The organism is Pseudomonas xanthosomatis (assembly GCF_019139835.1).
Taxonomy (GTDB): domain Bacteria; phylum Pseudomonadota; class Gammaproteobacteria; order Pseudomonadales; family Pseudomonadaceae; genus Aquipseudomonas; species Aquipseudomonas fakonensis.
In genome coordinates this window covers 191,459-209,340 of sequence record NZ_CP077075.1, presented here as the reverse complement: position 1 = coordinate 209,340, position 17,882 = coordinate 191,459, and the positions used below count along the sequence as shown (strand labels likewise).

Below are 17,882 nucleotides of genomic sequence, written 5' to 3'. Positions count from 1 at the left end.
GCAAATAAGATTGCGGCATCCGTGCCGTGAAGGTAAGTTGCGCGCCGGTTTTGCGTGAGCGGCCAGGAGTTTTCGCCCGCAAAGGCACTGATTGTGAGGACCACCCACTTGTCTATTTCCGTATTTCGCAAGGCCTTGATGGCTGGAGCGGGTCTGACGCTGGCATGCAGCGTCCAAGCGGCGCCCACGGTGCACATCTACAACTGGTCCGACTATGTCGGCCCGAACACCCTTGCCGAGTTCCAGAAGCAAACCGGCATCGAGCCCAAGTACGACGTCTTCGACAGCAACGAAACCCTCGAAGGCAAGCTGTTGGCCGGGCGCACCGGCTATGACGTGGTCGTGCCGTCCAACCATTTCCTCGGCAAGCAGATCAAGGCGGGCGCGTTCCAGAAGCTCGACAAGAGCCTTCTGCCCAACTATGCCAACCTCGACCCTGCGCTGATGAAGCGCCTCGAGAAGAACGACCCGGGCAACCAGTACGCGGTCCCCTACCTGTGGGGCACCAACGGCATCGGCTACAACGTCGAGAAGGTCAAGGCCGCGCTGGGTACCGACAAGATCGATTCGTGGGCCGTGCTGTTCGAGCCCGAGAACATGAAAAAGCTCAGCAAGTGCGGGGTGGCCTTCCTCGACTCGGCTGACGAGATGCTGCCGGCAGTGCTCAACTACCTGGGCCTGGACCCGAACAGCAGCAACCCCAAGGACTACGCCAAGGCAGAAGAAAAACTGCTGGCCGTGCGCCCTTACGTGACCTACTTCCACTCCTCCAAATACATCACCGATCTCGCCAACGGCGATATCTGCGTGGCCGCCGGCTTCTCCGGCGACGTGTTCCAGGCCAAGGCCCGTGCTGAAGAAGCCAAGAAGGGCGTGAAGCTGGCCTACGCCATCCCCAAGGAAGGCGGCAACCTCTGGTTCGATGTGCTGGCGATTCCCAAGGACGCCAGCAACGTCAAGGAGGCCCATGCCTTCATCAACTATTTGCTGAAGCCTGAGGTTATTGCCCAGGTCAGTGATTACGTCGGTTACGCCAACCCGAACCCCAAGGCTGGCGACCTGATGGACCAGGCCGTGAGGACTGACGCCGCGGTTTACCCACCGCAGGAAGTGCTGGACAAGATGTTCGTCAACTCGGAGCTGCCACCGAAGGTGCAGCGCCTGATGACCCGCAGCTGGACCAAGGTCAAGTCGGGCAAGTAAATATCCAGGCCCGCCGCGGCGCCTTTAAAGCAGGCCGCGCGGGCACAAAAAATCTTGTTGGGAGTTTCACTCATGGCAGTTGCCTCCGGTGCCTATAAAAAAGCCCTCGAGGGTGGCCAGCAACCCAAGCAGGTGCTGGTCAAGATCGACCGGGTCACGAAAAAATTCGACGAAACCGTCGCCGTGGACGATGTGTCCCTGGAAATCCGCAAGGGCGAGATTTTCGCCCTGCTGGGCGGTTCCGGCTCCGGCAAGTCCACCTTGCTGCGCATGCTGGCCGGTTTCGAGCGCCCCACCGAAGGGCGGATCTTCCTCGATGGCGTCGACATCACCGATATGCCGCCCTACGAGCGGCCGATCAACATGATGTTCCAGTCCTATGCGTTGTTCCCGCACATGACCGTGGCGCAGAACATCGCCTTCGGCCTGCAGCAGGACAAGATGCCCAAGGCCGAGATCGACGCCCGGGTTGGCGAGATGCTCAAGCTGGTGCACATGACCCAGTACGCCAAGCGCAAGCCGCACCAGCTGTCCGGTGGCCAGCGCCAGCGCGTGGCCCTGGCCCGTTCGCTGGCCAAGCGCCCCAAGCTGCTGCTGCTCGACGAACCCATGGGCGCGCTGGACAAGAAACTGCGCTCGCAGATGCAACTGGAGCTGGTGGAGATCATCGAGCGCGTGGGCGTGACCTGCGTGATGGTGACCCACGACCAGGAAGAGGCCATGACCATGGCCCAGCGCATCGCCATCATGCACCTGGGCTGGATCGCCCAGATCGGCTCGCCGGTGGACATCTACGAGACCCCTACCAGCCGCCTGGTGTGCGAGTTCATCGGCAACGTCAACCTGTTCGAAGGTGAAGTGGTCGACGACGCCGAAGGCCACGCGATCATTGCCAGCCCGGAGCTGGAGCGCAAGATCTACGTCGGCCACGGCATCACCACCTCGGTCGAGGACAAGCACATCACCTACGCGCTGCGCCCGGAAAAACTGCTGGTGACCACCACCCAGCCTGAGTTCGAGCACAACTGGTCACGCGGCAAGATCCACGACATCGCCTACCTGGGCGGGCACTCGGTGTTCCACGTCGAGCTGCCCAGCGGCAAGATCGTCCAGTCGTTCGTGGCCAACGCCGAGCGCCAGGGCACCCGCCCGACCTGGGACGATGAAGTGTTCGTGTGGTGGGAAGACGACAGCGGCGTGGTACTGCGGTCATGAAACTTCGCAAGCTCAAGCGAGCCTTCCAGCGCATTACCCCGCAGGGGCGGCACCTGGTGATCGGCGTGCCGTTCATCTGGCTGTTCCTGTTCTTCATGCTGCCGTTCTTCATCGTGTTGAAGATTAGCTTCGCCGAGGCCGACGTTGCGATCCCGCCGTACACCGAGATCTACACCTACGTCGAGAGCAAGATCCAGCTGGTGCTGAACCTGGCCAACTACGGCCTGCTGACTGAAGACGAGCTGTATCTGTCGGCCTACCTCGGCTCGCTGAAGATGGCCTTCTTCAGCACCCTGCTGTGCCTGCTGATCGGCTACCCGATGGCCTACGCCATCGCCAACGCCAAGAAAGAAACCCAGACGGTACTGCTGCTGCTGATCATGATGCCGACCTGGACCGCGATCCTGATCCGCGTCTATGCCTGGATGGGGATCCTCAGCAACAACGGCCTGCTCAACAGCTTCCTGTTGTGGCTGGGGCTGATCGATCAGCCGCTGCAGATTCTCAACACCAACCTTGCGGTGTACATCGGCGTGGTCTATTCGTACCTGCCGTTCATGATCCTGCCGCTGTTCGCCAACCTGGTGAAGCACGACCAGAGCCTGCTCGAAGCCGCATCCGACCTGGGTTCGAGCACCTTCAACAGCTTCTGGAAGATCACCGTGCCGCTGTCGAAAAACGGCATCATCGCCGGCTGCATGTTGGTGTTCATCCCGGTGGTGGGCGAGTTCGTCATCCCTGAACTGCTCGGTGGCCCGGAAACCCTGATGATCGGTAAAGTGCTGTGGCAGGAGTTCTTCAACAACCGCGACTGGCCGGTGGCGTCTGCCCTGGCGGTGGTGATGCTGGCGATCCTGATCGTGCCGATTCTGCTGTTCAACCGCAGCCAGGCCAAAGAAATGGAGGGCCGCGCATGAAACGCTTCAGTTTCTCCAAGCTGATGCTGGTGCTCGGCTTGCTGTTCATCTACCTGCCGATGCTGATCCTGGTGATCTACTCGTTCAACGCCTCCAAGCTTGTGACGGTGTGGGGCGGCTGGTCGGTGAAGTGGTACGTCGGCCTGCTCGACAACAGCCAGCTGATGGGTTCGGTGATGCGCTCGCTGGAGATCGCCTGCTACACCGCGGTGGCCGCCGTGGCGCTGGGTACCCTGGCGGCCTTCGTGCTGACCCGGGTCACCCGCTTCAAGGGCCGCACGCTGTTCGGTGGCCTGGTCACCGCGCCGCTGGTGATGCCCGAGGTGATCACCGGTCTTTCGCTGTTGCTGCTGTTCGTGGCCATGGCGCAGATGATCGGCTGGCCCCAGGAGCGTGGCATCGTCACCATCTGGATCGCCCACACCACCTTCTGCGCAGCCTATGTAGCGGTGGTGGTCTCGGCACGCCTGCGTGAGCTGGACCTGTCCATCGAAGAGGCGGCCATGGACCTGGGCGCCAAACCCTGGAAAGTGTTCTTTTTGATCACCATCCCGATGATCGCGCCATCGCTGGCAGCGGGCGGCATGATGTCGTTCGCCCTGTCGCTGGATGACCTGGTGCTGGCAAGCTTCGTCTCCGGCCCAGGCTCCACGACCTTGCCGATGGAAGTGTTCTCGGCCGTGCGCCTTGGCGTGAAGCCCGAGATCAACGCCGTGGCCAGCCTGATCCTGCTGTCGGTGTCGCTGGTTACCTTCCTGGTGTGGTACTTCAGCCGCCAGGCCGAAGAACGCCGCCGCAAGGCGATCCAGCAAGCCATCGAAGAAGGTGCTGCAGCCAACGCAGGCCAGGCCCAGGTACGCCGCCCGGCTCAGGCCACTGCCCAGGCCTGAGGCAGTGCCCCCCCCCACAGGTACTGTGCATGTCTCGAAGGCAGCACAGGCCCTGTGGGAGCGGGCTTGCCCGCGAAGCAGGCTACACCGGCTCAGAGCCAAACCGCATCCCAATGCGGGTACAGCCGCACACTGCTCGCAAGCCCGGTCCGCAAAGGGTTGGCAACGATGTAGCGTGCTACCTTCCTGACATCTTCTTCTCGCCGCAAGGCCCTGTCTTGATATCCCGGCTGCCAGATGGGCTCATCTCGAACCCCGGCCCTGCGCAGGGCAATACCAGTACGTGATTTCAACCGCCTCATCAACGTGGCGAGAGTGACCTCCTGCAACTCGATGAGCCAATGCAAGTGATCTGGCATGACGACCCAAGCCAGGCTCTTGCAGGTTTGCTCTATATCCGACTGACGCAACTGCTGGATAACCAGCCTTGCATACCTCAGATCGCTGAACAGTGGCCTGCGCTGATGGGTGATGGTGGTGAGCAGGTAGATTCTGCCCGGTTCAGAAAAGCGGCCACGACGCAGCAGGTGTGATTGGGCTGGAGGCATTTGATTGATCTCTTATCAAATAATCGACGCCTGAAATTTAGTGACTGTGGTGTAGGTAATGGACTGCATATGGTTTCTGGATATGGCAGGAGAGAGGTTTTGGGCTTTACCGGCCTATTCGCGGGCAAGCCCGCTCCCACAGGTACGGCGCTTTATCTCAGACAGCGCAAACCCTGTGGGAGCGGGCTTGCCCGCGAACACAGGCGCAGCCGGTGCCATCTACCAACCCGCCTCGCTTTCTTGAACTCACATCAATGCCGTGTGTCGATCCCTGATCTACGCTTTCATCGCGTCCTGTAAACCATTCGTCGATGCAAGGAGCCGGCATGACGCCAATGCGCGCGCTGAGGGGTGTTTGCCTGGGGTTGCTGGCACTGCTGGCAGGCTGTGGCGAGGAGAAGGTCAGCGAAGAACTGCCCCGGGTGGTGGTGCAGCAGGTGCAGCCCACCGACTTTGCCGCGCGGGTCACCCTGACCGGCGATGTGCAGGCGCGGGTGCAGACCGACCTGTCGTTCCGCGTAGGCGGCAAGATCGTCTCGCGCAGCGTCGATGTGGGCGACCACGTCAAGGCCAACCAGGTGCTGGCGCGCCTGGACCCGAAAGACCTGCAAAACAACGTCGATTCGGCCAAGGCCGAAGTGTTCGCCGAACAGGCCCGGGTTACCCAAACCAGCGCAGCCTTTGTCCGCCAGCAAAAACTGCTGCCCAAGGGCTATACCAGCCAGAGCGAATACGACTCGGCGCAAGCCGCCCTGCGCAGCAGCCAGAGCGCGCTCAAGGCCGCCCAGGCGCAACTGGCCAACGCCAACGAACAACTCGGCTACACCGCCCTGGTGTCCGAGGCCGACGGGGTGATCACCGCGCGCCAGGCCGAGGTCGGCCAGGTGGTGCAGGCGACCATGCCGATCTTCAGCCTGGCGGTGGACGGCGACCGCGACGCGGTGTTCAACGTCTATGAATCCCTGCTGGTCAGCCCGCCGAGCGATGCCGGGGTGGTGGTCAGCCTGCTCGACAACCCGAAAATCCAGGCCCACGGCCATGTGCGCGAGGTCACCCCGACGGTGTCGGCGCAAAGCGGCACGGTGCAGGTGAAGGTGGCCCTGCGCGACGTGCCGGCGGGCATGCAGTTGGGCTCGCCGGTGACCGCCGCCACCAATGCCCAGAGCCGGCCGAGCATCGAGCTGCCCTGGGCGGCGCTGACCAAGGCTTTGCACGAGCCTGCGGTGTGGGTGGTGGGCGAGGGCGACAAGGTCGAGCTGCGCAAGGTGCAGGTGGCGCGCTATCTCACCGGCAAGGTGGTGATCGCCCAAGGCATCAAGGGCGGTGAAACCGTGGTGGTGGGCGGTGCGCAACTGCTGCACCCGGGCATGCAGGTACAGAAAGTCGCCGCCCAGGATACGGGAGCCAAGCCATGAAGCGCCTGATCATCGCCTTGCCGGCGGCCTTGCTGCTGGCTGCCTGCGGCAGCGACAAGGAGCAGGCCGAGCCGGTGCGCCCGGTGCTGTCAACGGTGGTACAGCCGCAGGTGCAGTCACAGTTGGGGCGTTTCGCCGGCAGTATCCAGGCGCGCTTCGAGAGCACCCTGGGTTTTCGTGTGTCCGGGCGCATCGCCCGGCGCTGGCTGGATGTCGGCGCCCAGGTCAAACCCGGCGACACCCTGGCCACCCTCGACCCCACCGACCAGCAGAACCAGCTGCGCGCCGCCGAAGGTGACCTGGCCAAGGTCCAGGCGCAGTGGATCAACGCCCAGGCCGATGCCCGCCGCCAGCAGCAGCTGTACGACCGGGGCGTGGGTGCCCAGGCCCAGTTGGATATCGCCAACACCAACCTCAAAACCACTGGCGCTTCGCTGGAGCAGGCACGTTCAGCGGTGAGCCAGGCCCGCGACCAGCTCGACTACAGCACCCTGCGCACCGACCACGCGGCCGTCGTCACCGCCTGGCAGGCCGAGGCCGGGCAGACCGTCAGTGCAGGCCAGGCGGTGGTCACCCTGGCCCGCCCGGATGTGAAGGAGGCGGTGATCGACCTGCCCACCAACCTTGCCGAACAGCTCACCCCGGGCCTGACCTTCACCGTCGCCTTGCAGCTGGAGCCGAGTATCAACACTACCGCCACCCTGCGTGAGCTGGAGCCCCAGGCCGACGCCACCACCCGCACCCGGCGTGCACGGCTGACCCTGGCCAGCACCCCCGACAGCTTCCACCTGGGTACCGCCGTCAGCGTCACCTTGAGCTCCGCCGTCACCCCGCGCAGCGAGCTGCCACGCACAGCCTTGCTGGAGCGTGACGGCAAAACCCAGGTGTGGGTCGTGGACCCGCAGCAAAAGACCGTCGCCACCCGCGACGTGCAGGTGATCGAACGCAACGACGAACGCATCGTCCTGGCCTCGGGCGTGCAGCCCGGTGAGCGCGTGGTCACGGCCGGCGTCAACATCCTCAAGCCCGGCCAGAAGGTCACCTTCGACGAGGACGCACGATGAAAGGAAGCTTCAACCTCTCCGAATGGGCCCTGCGCCACCAGTCGTTCGTCTGGTACCTGATGGCCGTGAGCCTGCTGATGGGGGTGTTCTCCTACCTCAACCTGGGCCGCGAGGAAGACCCCTCGTTCACCATCAAGACCATGGTGATCCAGAGCCGCTGGCCCGGCGCCACCCAGGAAGAAACCCTGCTGCAGGTCACCGACCGCATCGAGAAAAAGCTCGAGGAGCTGGACTCGCTCGACTACGTGAAAAGCTACACCCGCCCAGGTGAATCCACGGTCTACGTGTACCTGCGCGACACCACCAAGGCCAAGGACATCCCCGAGATCTGGTACCAGGTGCGCAAGAAGATCCAGGACATCAGCGGCCAGTTCCCCAAGGGCCTGCAGGGCCCGGCGTTCAACGACGAGTTCGGCGACGTGTACGGCTCGATCTACGGCTTTACTGCCGACGGCCTGACCCTGCGCCAGTTGCGCGATTATGTGGAGCAGGTGCGCGCCGAGGTGCGCGATGTACCCAACATCGGCAAGATCGAGCTGGTCGGCACCCAGGACGAGGTGCTGTACCTGAACTTCTCGACCCGCAAGCTGGCCTCGTTCGGCATCGACCAGAGCCAGGTGATGCAGGCCTTGCAGGCACAGAACGCGGTGACCCCGGCCGGGGTGATCGAGGCCGGCCCCGAGCGTATTTCGGTGCGCACCACCGGCCAGTTCGCCTCCGAAAAAGACCTCGAGTCGGTCAACCTGCGCATCAACGACCGCTTCTTCCGCCTGGCCGATATCGCCGACATCGAGCGCGGCTACGTCGACCCGCCGTCACCGATGTTCCGCTACAACGGCCAGACCGCCATTGGCCTGGCCATCGGCATGAAGGCCGGCGGCAACATGCAGGTGTTCGGCCAGCTGCTGCGCGAGCGCATGGACAAGGTCACCGCCGACCTGCCGGTGGGGGTCGAGGTGCACACCGTGTCCGACCAGGCGGTGGTGGTCAAGCAGGCGGTCGGCGGCTTTACCAGCGCGCTGTTCGAGGCGGTGGTGATCGTGCTGGTGGTGAGCTTCGTCAGCCTTGGGGTGCGCGCCGGGCTGGTGGTGGCCTGCTCGATACCGCTGGTGCTGGCCATGGTGTTCGTGTTCATGGAGTACACCGACATCACCATGCAGCGTATCTCGCTGGGGGCGCTGATCATCGCCCTGGGGCTGCTGGTGGATGACGCGATGATTACCGTGGAGGTGATGGTCACGCGGCTGGAGATGGGCGAAACCAAAGAGCAAGCGGCCACCTTTGCCTACACCTCCACGGCCTTCCCGATGCTCACCGGCACCTTGGTGACCGTGGCCGGCTTCGTGCCCATCGGCCTGAACGCCAGCTCCGCCGGCGAATACACCTTCACCCTGTTCGCGGTGATTGCCGTGGCGCTGATCGTGTCGTGGATCGTTGCGGTGTTCTTCGCCCCGGTGCTCGGCGTGCACATTCTCGACGCCAAGAAGCTCAAGGCCCATGAAGCCGAGCCGGGCCGGGTAGGGCGCGCCTTCGAGCACGGCCTGCTGTGGTGCCTGCGCCACCGCTGGGTGACGGTGATCGGCACCATCGTGCTGTTCGTGCTGTCGGTAGTGGGCATGCGCTTTGTGCAGAACCAGTTTTTCCCGTCTTCGGACCGCCCGGAGATCCTCGTCGACCTTAACTTGCCGCAAAACGCCTCCATCGAGGAGACACGCAAGGTGGTCGACCGCTTCGAAGCCACCTTCAAGGACGACCCCGATATCGTCAGCTGGAGCACCTACATCGGCCAGGGTGCGATTCGCTTCTACCTGCCTCTGGACCAACAACTGCAAAACCCCTACTACGCCCAGTTCGTCATCGTCAGCAAGGGCCTGGAGGTGCGCGGCGAGCTGATGGCGCGGCTCAAGGAGCGCCTGCGTACCGACTTCGTCGGCATCGGCACCAACATCCAGTCGCTGGAGATGGGCCCGCCGGTGGGCCGGCCGATCCAGTACCGGGTCAGCGGCAAGGATATCGACCAGGTGCGCAGCCATGCCATCGAGCTGGCCACGCTGCTCGACAGCAACCCGCACATCGGCGAGATGATTTATGACTGGAACGAGCCCGGCAAGGTGCTGCGGGTCGAGATCGCCCAGGACAAGGCGCGCCAGCTGGGGCTGTCGTCCGAAGACGTGGCCAACGTGATGAACAGCATCGTCAGCGGCGTGCCGATCACCCAGGTCAACGACAACATCTATCTTATCAACGTGGTCGCCCGCGCCGAGGACAGCGAGCGCGGCTCCCCCGACACCCTGCAGAACCTGCAGATCGTCAGCCCCAACGGCACCTCGATCCCGCTGCTGGCGTTCGCCACCGTGCGCTATGAGCTGGAGCAGCCGCTGGTGTGGCGCCGCGACCGCAAGCCGACCATCACCATCAAGGCCTCGGTCAACGGCGAGATCCAGCCCACCGACCTGGTGGCCCAGCTCAAGCCTTCCATTGACCAGTTCGCCAGCAAGCTGCCGGCCGGCTACGAGGTGGCCACCGGCGGTACGGTGGAGGAGAGCGCAAAGGCCCAGGGCCCGATCCGCCAGGTGGTGCCGCTGATGCTGTTCCTGATGGCGACCTTCCTGATGATCCAGCTGCACAGCGTGCAGAAGCTGTTTCTGGTGGTCAGCGTGGCGCCGCTGGGCTTGATTGGTGTGGTGCTGGCGTTGGTGCCCACCGGCACGCCTATGGGCTTCGTGGCGATTCTCGGCATTTTGGCGCTGATCGGCATCATCATCCGCAACTCGGTGATTCTGGTAACCCAGATCGACGAGTTCGAAGCCCAGGGTTTCGCCCCCTGGGATGCGGTGGTGGAAGCCACCAACCACCGCCGTCGGCCGATCCTGCTGACCGCCGCGGCGGCCAGCCTGGGCATGATCCCCATCGCCCGGGAGGTGTTCTGGGGGCCGATGGCCTACGCGATGATCGGCGGCATCATCAGTGCAACGCTGCTGACGCTGTTGTTCCTGCCGGCGCTGTATGTGGCCTGGTACAAGATTCGCGAGCCGCAGAAACAATCCTGAAAGCTGATGTAGAACCCTGTGGGAGCGGGCTTGCCCGCGAATGCGATGGTGAATCTACCGCCGCATTCGCGGGCAAGCCCGCTCCCACAGGCACGGCGTTTGTTGCTGATTTTTCGGTTATATAAACATTCTTAAACAGTATTTTTAAGAATATCCGCGCCTCACTACTATTGCCCTCAAGCCAGGCGCAAATCCCCTTCGAACCTCTGCCCGGCACCCTAACTCACAGGAGAACGAGCATGAGCGCATCGCTGCGTAGCATCGACGGTCAGGACGAAGCCACCATTCTGCGTGAGATCCAGAGCGCCCTGCGCGACCTGCGCTTTGGCGCGGTGGAAATCACCGTGCACAACGCCCAGGTGGTGCAGATCGAGCGCAAGGAGAAGTTCCGCCTGCAGCAGCCCGGCAACAAGGCCGGCTGACCCCGCACCACCCATAAATTAGAAAAATGCCAATCGGGAGCTTCACCATGTCCATCCGCCGTTATGCGCTCGCCGCCCTGGCCAGTGCCGTTTTTGCCGGTTCCGCCATCGCCAAGGACTACGAACTGCTGAACGTGTCCTACGACCCCACCCGTGAGCTGTACCAGCAGTACAACGCCGAGTTCATCAAGCACTGGCAGCAAGCCCACCCGGGCGACAAGGTGAAGATCCAGCAATCCCACGGCGGCTCGGGCAAGCAGGGCCGTGCGGTGATCGACGGCCTGCGCGCCGACGTGGTGACCCTGGCCCTGGCCGGCGACATCGACGAAATCGCCAAGCTCGGCAAGACCCTGCCAGAGGACTGGCAGAAGCGCCTGCCGGACGCCAGCACCCCGTACACCTCGACCATCGTGTTCCTGGTGCGCAAGGGCAACCCGAAAGGCATCAAGGACTGGGGCGACCTGATCAAGAAGGACGTCTCGGTGATCACCCCCAACCCGAAAACCTCCGGCGGCGCCCGCTGGAACTTCCTCGCCGCCTGGGCCTATGGCCTGAAGGCCGGCGGCAGCGAAGCCAAGGCCAAAGAGTACGTGCAGGAGCTGTTCAAGCACGTGCCGGTGCTCGATACCGGCGCCCGTGGCTCGACCATCACCTTCGTCAACAACGGCCAGGGCGACGTGCTGCTGGCCTGGGAAAACGAAGCCTTCCTGGCGCTTAAAGAAGACGGCGGCGCCGACAAGTTCGATATCGTCGTGCCTTCGCTGTCGATCCTGGCCGAGCCGCCGGTGGCCGTGGTGGACAAGAACGCCGAGAAGAAAGGCAACACCGAGATCGCTACCGAATACCTCAAGCACCTGTACAGCCCGGCCGGGCAGAAGATTGCCGCCGAGAACTTCTACCGCCCGCGTGACGAAAAAGTCGCCGCCGAATTTGGCAAGCAGTTCCCGAAACTGGACCTGGTGACCATCGACAAGGACTTCGGCGGCTGGAAGACTGCACAGCCCAAGTTCTTCAATGACGGCGGTGTGTTCGACCAGATTTACCAGGCGCAGTGATCGGCCATGAAAACAGCGGGGGCCGCTCTGCGGCCCTTCGCGGCGCAAGGCCGCTCCTACAACGGAAACGCGATCGTCTGTAGGAGCGGCCTTGTGCCGCGAAAGGGCTGCAAGGCAGCCCCAGGATTCAGAACCCTGCACCGCCCCGACAGCCATCGGGGCTTCGTGCGTTCAACCAGGGACCTTTATGTCACGTCGTATTTCCCCCGTCATACCCGGCTTCGGGCTGACGCTGGGCTACACCTTGGTGTACCTCAGCCTGATCGTGCTGATACCGCTGGCGGCCATGTTCATCCATGCCTCGCAGCTGACCTGGGAGCAGTTCTGGACCATCATCAGCGCACCGCGGGTGATCGCCGCGCTGAAGCTGAGTTTCGGCACCGCCCTGTTCGCCGCCATCATCAACGGCGTGATCGGCACCCTGCTGGCCTGGGTGCTGGTGCGCTACACCTTCCCCGGGCGCAAGGTCATCGACGCGATGATCGACCTGCCGTTCGCCCTGCCCACCGCGGTGGCCGGCATCGCCCTGACCGCCTTGTACGCCCCCTCGGGCTGGGTCGGCCAGTTCGCCACCGATCTTGGCTTCAAGATCGCTTACACCCCATTGGGCATTACCCTGGCGCTGACCTTCGTCACCCTGCCGTTCGTGGTGCGCACGGTGCAGCCGGTGCTGGCGGACATCCCGCGCGAGGTCGAGGAGGCCGCCGCCTGCCTGGGCGCCAAACCCTTGCAGGTGTTCCGCCATGTGCTGGCGCCGGCGCTGCTGCCGGCCTGGCTGACCGGTTTCGCCCTGGCGTTTGCCCGCGGCGTGGGTGAATACGGCTCGGTGATTTTCATCGCCGGCAACATGCCGATGAAAACCGAGATTCTGCCGCTGCTGATCATGGTCAAGCTCGACCAGTACGACTACACCGGCGCCACCGCCATCGGCGTGCTGATGCTGGTGGTTTCCTTCATCCTGCTGCTGCTGATCAACCTGCTGCAGCGGCGCATCGAAACCCCTTGAAGGAGGCCCGGTAATGTCTTCATCCACTATTGGCGCGACCGCCGCCGCCAACGCCGCCCGGCGTGGCAGCGCCACCTCGCGCCGCGTGCTGATCACCCTTGGCTGGATCGTCTTCGCGCTGTTTCTGCTGCTGCCGCTGGTGATCGTGGTGTCCCAGGCGTTGAAAAACGGCTTTGGCACCTTCTTCGAGGCGATCTTCGAAGCCGATGCCTTGTCGGCACTCAAGCTGACCCTGCTGGCGGTGGTCATCTCGGTGCCGCTGAACCTGGTGTTCGGCGTGTCCGCTGCCTGGTGCGTCAGCAAGTACAGCTTTCGCGGCAAGAGCATCCTGGTGACCCTGATCGACCTGCCGTTCTCGGTGTCGCCAGTGATCGCCGGCCTGGTCTACGTGCTGATGTTCGGCGCCCAGGGCCTGTTCGGCCCATGGCTGCAGGACCACGACATCCAGATCGTCTTCGCCCTGCCGGGCATCGTGCTGGCGACCATCTTCGTCACCGTGCCGTTCGTCGCCCGTGAACTGATCCCGCTGATGCAGGAGCAGGGCACGCAAGAGGAGGAGGCCGCGCGCCTGCTCGGCGCCAACGGCTGGCAGATGTTCTGGCACGTGACCCTGCCCAACATCAAGTGGGGCCTGATCTACGGCGTGGTGCTGTGCACCGCCCGGGCCATGGGCGAGTTCGGCGCGGTGTCGGTGGTGTCCGGGCACATTCGCGGCGTCACCAACACCTTGCCGCTGCACGTGGAGATCCTCTACAACGAGTACAACCATGTCGCGGCCTTCAGCGTGGCCAGCCTGCTGCTGATCCTGGCGCTCTTCATCCTGCTGCTCAAGCAGTGGAGCGAGAACCGTATTAACCGCCTGCGCCATAGCGCCGCGGAGGAATGATTCATGTCGATCGAAGTCCGTAACGTCAGCAAGCGCTTCAACAGCTTCCAGGCCCTGAACAACATCAACCTGGATATCCACAGCGGCGAGCTGGTGGCCCTGCTCGGCCCGTCCGGCTGCGGCAAGACCACCCTTTTGCGCATCATCGCCGGGCTGGAAACCCCGGATGACGGCAACATCGTGTTCCACGGCGAGGATGTGTCCGGCCACGATGTGCGCGACCGCAACGTCGGGTTCGTGTTCCAGCACTACGCGCTGTTCCGCCACATGAGCGTGTTCGACAACGTCGCCTTTGGCCTGCGCATGAAGCCCAAGGGCGAGCGCCCGAGCGAGAGCAAGATCGCCGAAAAGGTCCATGAGCTGCTGAACATGGTGCAGCTTGACTGGCTGTCCGACCGCTACCCCGAGCAGTTGTCTGGTGGCCAGCGCCAGCGTATCGCCCTGGCCCGGGCTCTTGCGGTGGAGCCCAAGGTGTTGCTGCTGGACGAGCCGTTCGGTGCGCTGGATGCCAAGGTGCGCAAAGAGCTGCGCCGCTGGCTGGCGCGCCTGCACGAAGACATCAACCTGACTTCGGTGTTCGTCACCCACGACCAGGAAGAAGCCATGGAAGTGGCCGACCGCATCGTGGTGATGAACAAGGGCGTGATCGAGCAGATCGGCTCGCCGGGCGAGGTGTACGAGCAGCCGGCCAACGACTTCGTCTACCACTTCCTGGGGGATTCCAACCGCCTGGCCCTGAGCGAAGGCCACCACGTGCTGTTCCGCCCGCACGAGGTGTCGCTGTCGCGCCACGAAACCGAAGGCCACCACGCCGCCGAAGTGCGCGACATCCGCCCGTTGGGCGCCACCACCCGGGTGACGCTGAAGGTGGAAGGGCAGAGCGAGCTGATCGAGGCCGAGGTGGTCAAGGACCACGACAGCCTGACAGGCCTGGCGCGGGGCGAGACGTTGTTCTTCCGGCCAAAGGTGTGGCAGAAGGTGGCAGACATCTGAGCCGCCGCTTGATGCATGAAAAACCCGGGCATGGTCCCGGGTTTTTTATTGATGAATTGCCGGGGCTGCTTTGCAGCCCTTTCGCGGCACAAGGCCGCTCCTACAGGGTTACGCGATCCCTTGTGGGAAGCGGCCTTGTGTCGCGATCGAGGGGGCAGCCCTCGCAACAATCCGATGCCTTGCACGAATATTTCATATGCCCACAAGGCATCGACGAGCGCGCTCCGCTTCGAATCCCCCGAAATACGCGGCCTTGAGCCTTCCAGCCAAAAACAATATGCACAAAAGATCTAACTTTAACTTCAAACATTACTTCATAGCATAAGCCTCGACCCCCGATGATTCAGCCACACACCTGAATCCAGCCCACAGGGAGTTCGAGCAAATGGGTAATGTCCAGACGGCCGCCAGAGCCTTCGACCAGCCATGGCACCCGGCAGCGGGTGACCTGGTCGAGCTTGGGCGCACGTTGCGCCTGCCACTGGGCCAGTTGCGCCTGCAGCGCACCCCGGCCAGCGGCCTCAAGCGCCGCGACAAGCTGGCGCTGGGCCTGCTGGTGCTGGCCCTGCACGGCGCCGCCGCCTACTGGATCAGCCAGTCGCCCACCCCGGCGCTGCCGATCGTACCGCCACAAGTGCCGCCAATGACCATCGAGTTCGCCGCCCCCGCGCCGCCAGTGGTCGAGCCACCACCACCGGCCCCGGCGCCACCTGTGGTCGAGCCGCCGCCTCCGGTGGTCGACGAACTGGCTGCCAAGCCCAAAATCAAGCCCAAGCCTGCCCCCAAGCCGGTGGTCAAGGCCAAGCCCGAGCCCAAGCCAGCACCCAAGCCGGTCGAAGCGCCGCCGCCAGCCCCCGTGGCCGCCCCGGCCCCGCCCGCGCCCCCTGCGCCGGCCCCGGTAACGCCACCCTCGGCCAACGCCGCGTACTTGAAGAACCCGGCCCCGGAATACCCGCAGATGGCCCAGCGCCGTGGCTGGGAAGGCACCGTGCTGCTGCGCGTGGAGGTGCTGCCCAGCGGCAAGCCCGGGCAGATCCAGGTGCAGAAAAGCAGTGGCCGCGACGCCCTCGACGCCGCCGCGCTGGCTGCGGTCAAGCGCTGGAGCTTCGTGCCGGCCAAGCAGGGCGACGTGGCCCTGGCCGGCTGGGTCAGCGTACCGATCGATTTCAAGCTTCGTTAATTTGCCCCCCGCTTAAGGAAGGACTACATCATGAGCCTGCTGGCATCCCCCCTCGAATCCGTTGAAAGCGCCGTCATCTGGCTGTTGGTCGGCTTCTCTGTCGCTACCTGGGCGCTGGCCCTGGTGAAGGTGGTGCAGTTCGTGCGCCTGAAGAACCAGGACAAACGCTTCCATCAGCAGTTTTGGGCGGCCTCCAGCCTGGACTCGGCGGCCGGCATCAGCGACGAGCAACCAGGCCCCGCTGCCCGCGTGGCCCAGGCCGGCTACGCCGCGATTGCCGTGGGCGAGCCCGGCCAGGCCAGTGACCTGAGCCACGCCATCAACCACCAGGACCGCCTCGAACGTGCCCTGCGCCAGCAGATCGTGCGTGAGCGCCGCTCGCTGGAAACCGGCCTGGCGGTAGTGGCCAGTATCGGTAGCACCTCGCCCTTCATCGGCCTGTTCGGCACCGTGTGGGGCATCATGGAGGCGCTCAAGGGTATCAGCGCGGCCGGCTCCGCGAGCCTTGAAACCGTCGCCGGCCCCATCGGCGCGGCACTGGTGGCCACCGGCGTGGGCATTGCCGTCGCGGTGCCGGCGGTGCTGGTTTACAACTACTTCCTGCGCCGCCTCAAGCTCACCGCGGCCGACCTTGATGATTTTGCCCACGACTTCTACAGCCTGGCGCAGAAGAGTGCCTTCCGCGTGCTGGTGCACCCGGCGGCCCAGCGCCAGGCGGCCGGGTTCACCCAGCCGGTGAAGGAGGCCTCCTGACATGGCCTTCTCGACCCAGGACAGCGATGAAGTGTTGAGTGAAATCAACGTCACCCCGTTGGTGGACGTCATGCTGGTGCTGCTGGTGGTGTTCATCGTCACCGCGCCGCTTTTGACCAACGCCATCCCCATCAACCTGCCCAAGACCGAGGCCGTGGCCCCGGTGGAGCAGAAGGACCCGTTGGTGGTGAGCATCGATGGCAGCGGCAAGCTGTTCATCAACAAGGACGAGATCCAGCCCGATTTGCTGGAAACCAGCCTCAAGGCCGCCAAGAGCAAGGACGCCGAGTTGCGTGTGCAGCTGCAGGCCGACGATGGCGTGAACTACGGCGAAGTCGCCCGGGCGATGGCGGCCATCGAACGCGCCGGTATCAGCAAGCTGGCGGTGATCACAGCCCGCTGACCGGAAACACCCCCTTCAGGCAAGTGCTTATGGGCCATTTTCCTTGGCAGGGGATGGCCCTTTTTTTACGCCTGAGTGAAGGGCCATTTGCGTGTGGGCGTGGGAGCGGGCTTGCCCCGCGATGGCGATACTGGCCTCACCAACGCCATCGCGGGGCAAGCCCGCTCCCACGTTGATGGATTCTATATTTTGGTTATTAATAAATAGCTTCTTATTCCTTTACGAATATAACCCCCTCCCTATACTTGCACCCCAAGCACGCAAACTTTCGGAGGCGTCCCCATGCGCAATGAGTCGATTCGTTACCTGATTGTGCCGGGCTGGCAAGGATCGCCAGACAACCATTGGCAGAGTCACTGGCAGCGCAGCCTGCCCAACAGCGCCCGGGTCGAGCAGCACGACTGGCTCACCCCGCAGCGCCGCGACTGGGTGCAGGCGCTGGAACAGGCGATTGCCGCCGACGCCTCGCCAGTGATCCTGATCGCCCACAGCCTGGGCTGCATCACTGTCGCCCACTGGGCCGCCCAGGCCAGCCCCGGCTTGCTGCGGCGGGTGCGCGGCGCCTTGCTGGTGGCCCCGGCCGATGTCGAGCGGCCTGCCTGTGCGCCGGCCCTGCGCAACTTTGCGCCGATCCCGCAGCAGCCGCTGCCGTTCGCAAGCCAGGTGGTCAGCTCGGACAACGACCCGGCGGTGAGCGTGCCCCGCGCCCTGCACCTGGCCCGCGCCTGGGGCGCCGAGGCCGGGCTGCTGGCCAATGCCGGGCACATCAACGTCAAGTCCGGCCATGAACGCTGGGAGCAGGGCTTCGCCTACCTGTTCCGCCTGCAGGCCCGTATTGACCAGCGCGCGCTGCGCCGCGCCTGAGCCACCGGCCTTTCACTG

17 protein-coding genes are annotated in these 17,882 nt (G+C 64.0%); 16 read left to right on the top strand and 1 reads right to left on the bottom strand.

The window, feature by feature from the left end:
- The first annotated feature begins 108 nt into the window (after positions 1-108).
- From KSS93_RS00920 to KSS93_RS00905, 4 genes are all read left to right on the top strand, one after another.
- Positions 109-1,203: a polyamine ABC transporter substrate-binding protein gene (locus tag KSS93_RS00920; RefSeq protein ID WP_217841263.1), complete on the top strand. Its 1,095-nt coding sequence runs from the start codon at positions 109-111 to the stop codon at positions 1,201-1,203.
- Between the two features lie 72 nt (positions 1,204-1,275).
- Positions 1,276-2,418: a polyamine ABC transporter ATP-binding protein gene (gene potA / locus KSS93_RS00915; protein ID WP_217841264.1), complete on the top strand. Its 1,143-nt coding sequence runs from the start codon at positions 1,276-1,278 to the stop codon at positions 2,416-2,418.
- Complete coding sequence (locus KSS93_RS00910; protein WP_217886784.1) at positions 2,415-3,335, top strand: ABC transporter permease subunit; 921 nt, start codon at positions 2,415-2,417, stop codon at positions 3,333-3,335. Before potA ends, KSS93_RS00910 begins: the two co-directional genes overlap by 4 nt.
- Entirely contained in the window at positions 3,332-4,225 is an 894-nt protein-coding gene (locus KSS93_RS00905; protein WP_217886783.1) for an ABC transporter permease subunit, read from the top strand. Before KSS93_RS00910 ends, KSS93_RS00905 begins: the two co-directional genes overlap by 4 nt.
- A 92-nt stretch (positions 4,226-4,317) precedes the next feature.
- Here the strand turns inward: KSS93_RS00905 and KSS93_RS00900 are convergent, their stop codons facing one another.
- A complete protein-coding gene (locus KSS93_RS00900; RefSeq protein WP_217886782.1) occupies positions 4,318-4,773 on the bottom strand; it encodes an REP-associated tyrosine transposase in 456 nt (151 codons plus the stop codon).
- Positions 4,774-5,099: 326 nt separating this feature from the next.
- Between KSS93_RS00900 and KSS93_RS00895 the strand changes: the two genes are divergently transcribed.
- From KSS93_RS00895 to KSS93_RS00840, 12 genes are all read left to right on the top strand, one after another.
- The gene (locus KSS93_RS00895; protein WP_217886781.1) at positions 5,100-6,188 is read left to right on the top strand and encodes an efflux RND transporter periplasmic adaptor subunit; all 1,089 of its coding nucleotides are present in this window, start codon (positions 5,100-5,102) and stop codon (positions 6,186-6,188) included.
- Positions 6,185-7,252 (top strand): efflux RND transporter periplasmic adaptor subunit, encoded by a 1,068-nt coding sequence (locus KSS93_RS00890; RefSeq protein ID WP_217886780.1) that lies wholly within the window; start codon positions 6,185-6,187, stop codon positions 7,250-7,252. The genes KSS93_RS00895 and KSS93_RS00890 overlap by 4 nt, the downstream gene beginning before the upstream one ends.
- Positions 7,249-10,302 (top strand): efflux RND transporter permease subunit, encoded by a 3,054-nt coding sequence (locus tag KSS93_RS00885; protein WP_217886779.1) that lies wholly within the window; start codon positions 7,249-7,251, stop codon positions 10,300-10,302. The genes KSS93_RS00890 and KSS93_RS00885 overlap by 4 nt, the downstream gene beginning before the upstream one ends.
- 239 nt (positions 10,303-10,541) lie before the next feature.
- Positions 10,542-10,724: a sulfur starvation response protein OscA gene (oscA, locus tag KSS93_RS00880; RefSeq protein ID WP_016712582.1), complete on the top strand. Its 183-nt coding sequence runs from the start codon at positions 10,542-10,544 to the stop codon at positions 10,722-10,724.
- A gap of 47 nt (positions 10,725-10,771) precedes the next feature.
- Complete coding sequence (locus tag KSS93_RS00875; RefSeq protein WP_217841270.1) at positions 10,772-11,779, top strand: sulfate ABC transporter substrate-binding protein; 1,008 nt, start codon at positions 10,772-10,774, stop codon at positions 11,777-11,779.
- Positions 11,780-11,966: 187 nt separating this feature from the next.
- Positions 11,967-12,785: a sulfate ABC transporter permease subunit CysT gene (cysT, locus tag KSS93_RS00870; protein WP_217841271.1), complete on the top strand. Its 819-nt coding sequence runs from the start codon at positions 11,967-11,969 to the stop codon at positions 12,783-12,785.
- Between the two features lie 13 nt (positions 12,786-12,798).
- The gene (gene cysW / locus KSS93_RS00865; RefSeq protein ID WP_217886778.1) at positions 12,799-13,671 is read left to right on the top strand and encodes a sulfate ABC transporter permease subunit CysW; all 873 of its coding nucleotides are present in this window, start codon (positions 12,799-12,801) and stop codon (positions 13,669-13,671) included.
- Between the two features lie 3 nt (positions 13,672-13,674).
- Positions 13,675-14,664, top strand: a complete 990-nt coding sequence (locus tag KSS93_RS00860; protein ID WP_217886777.1) for a sulfate/molybdate ABC transporter ATP-binding protein — start codon at positions 13,675-13,677, stop codon at positions 14,662-14,664.
- 385 nt (positions 14,665-15,049) lie between these two features.
- Positions 15,050-15,844: an energy transducer TonB gene (locus tag KSS93_RS00855; RefSeq protein WP_217886776.1), complete on the top strand. Its 795-nt coding sequence runs from the start codon at positions 15,050-15,052 to the stop codon at positions 15,842-15,844.
- Positions 15,845-15,874: 30 nt separating this feature from the next.
- Positions 15,875-16,597 (top strand): MotA/TolQ/ExbB proton channel family protein, encoded by a 723-nt coding sequence (locus KSS93_RS00850; protein WP_217886775.1) that lies wholly within the window; start codon positions 15,875-15,877, stop codon positions 16,595-16,597.
- Between the two features lies 1 nt (position 16,598).
- Positions 16,599-17,000 carry an ExbD/TolR family protein gene (locus tag KSS93_RS00845; RefSeq protein ID WP_217886774.1) on the top strand — a complete coding sequence of 134 codons (402 nt, stop codon included), beginning with the start codon at positions 16,599-16,601 and terminating at the stop codon, positions 16,998-17,000.
- A gap of 282 nt (positions 17,001-17,282) precedes the next feature.
- Positions 17,283-17,864, top strand: coding sequence for an alpha/beta hydrolase (locus KSS93_RS00840; RefSeq protein ID WP_217886773.1), 582 nt, complete (start codon positions 17,283-17,285; stop codon positions 17,862-17,864).
- The last annotated feature ends 18 nt before the right edge of the window (positions 17,865-17,882 follow it).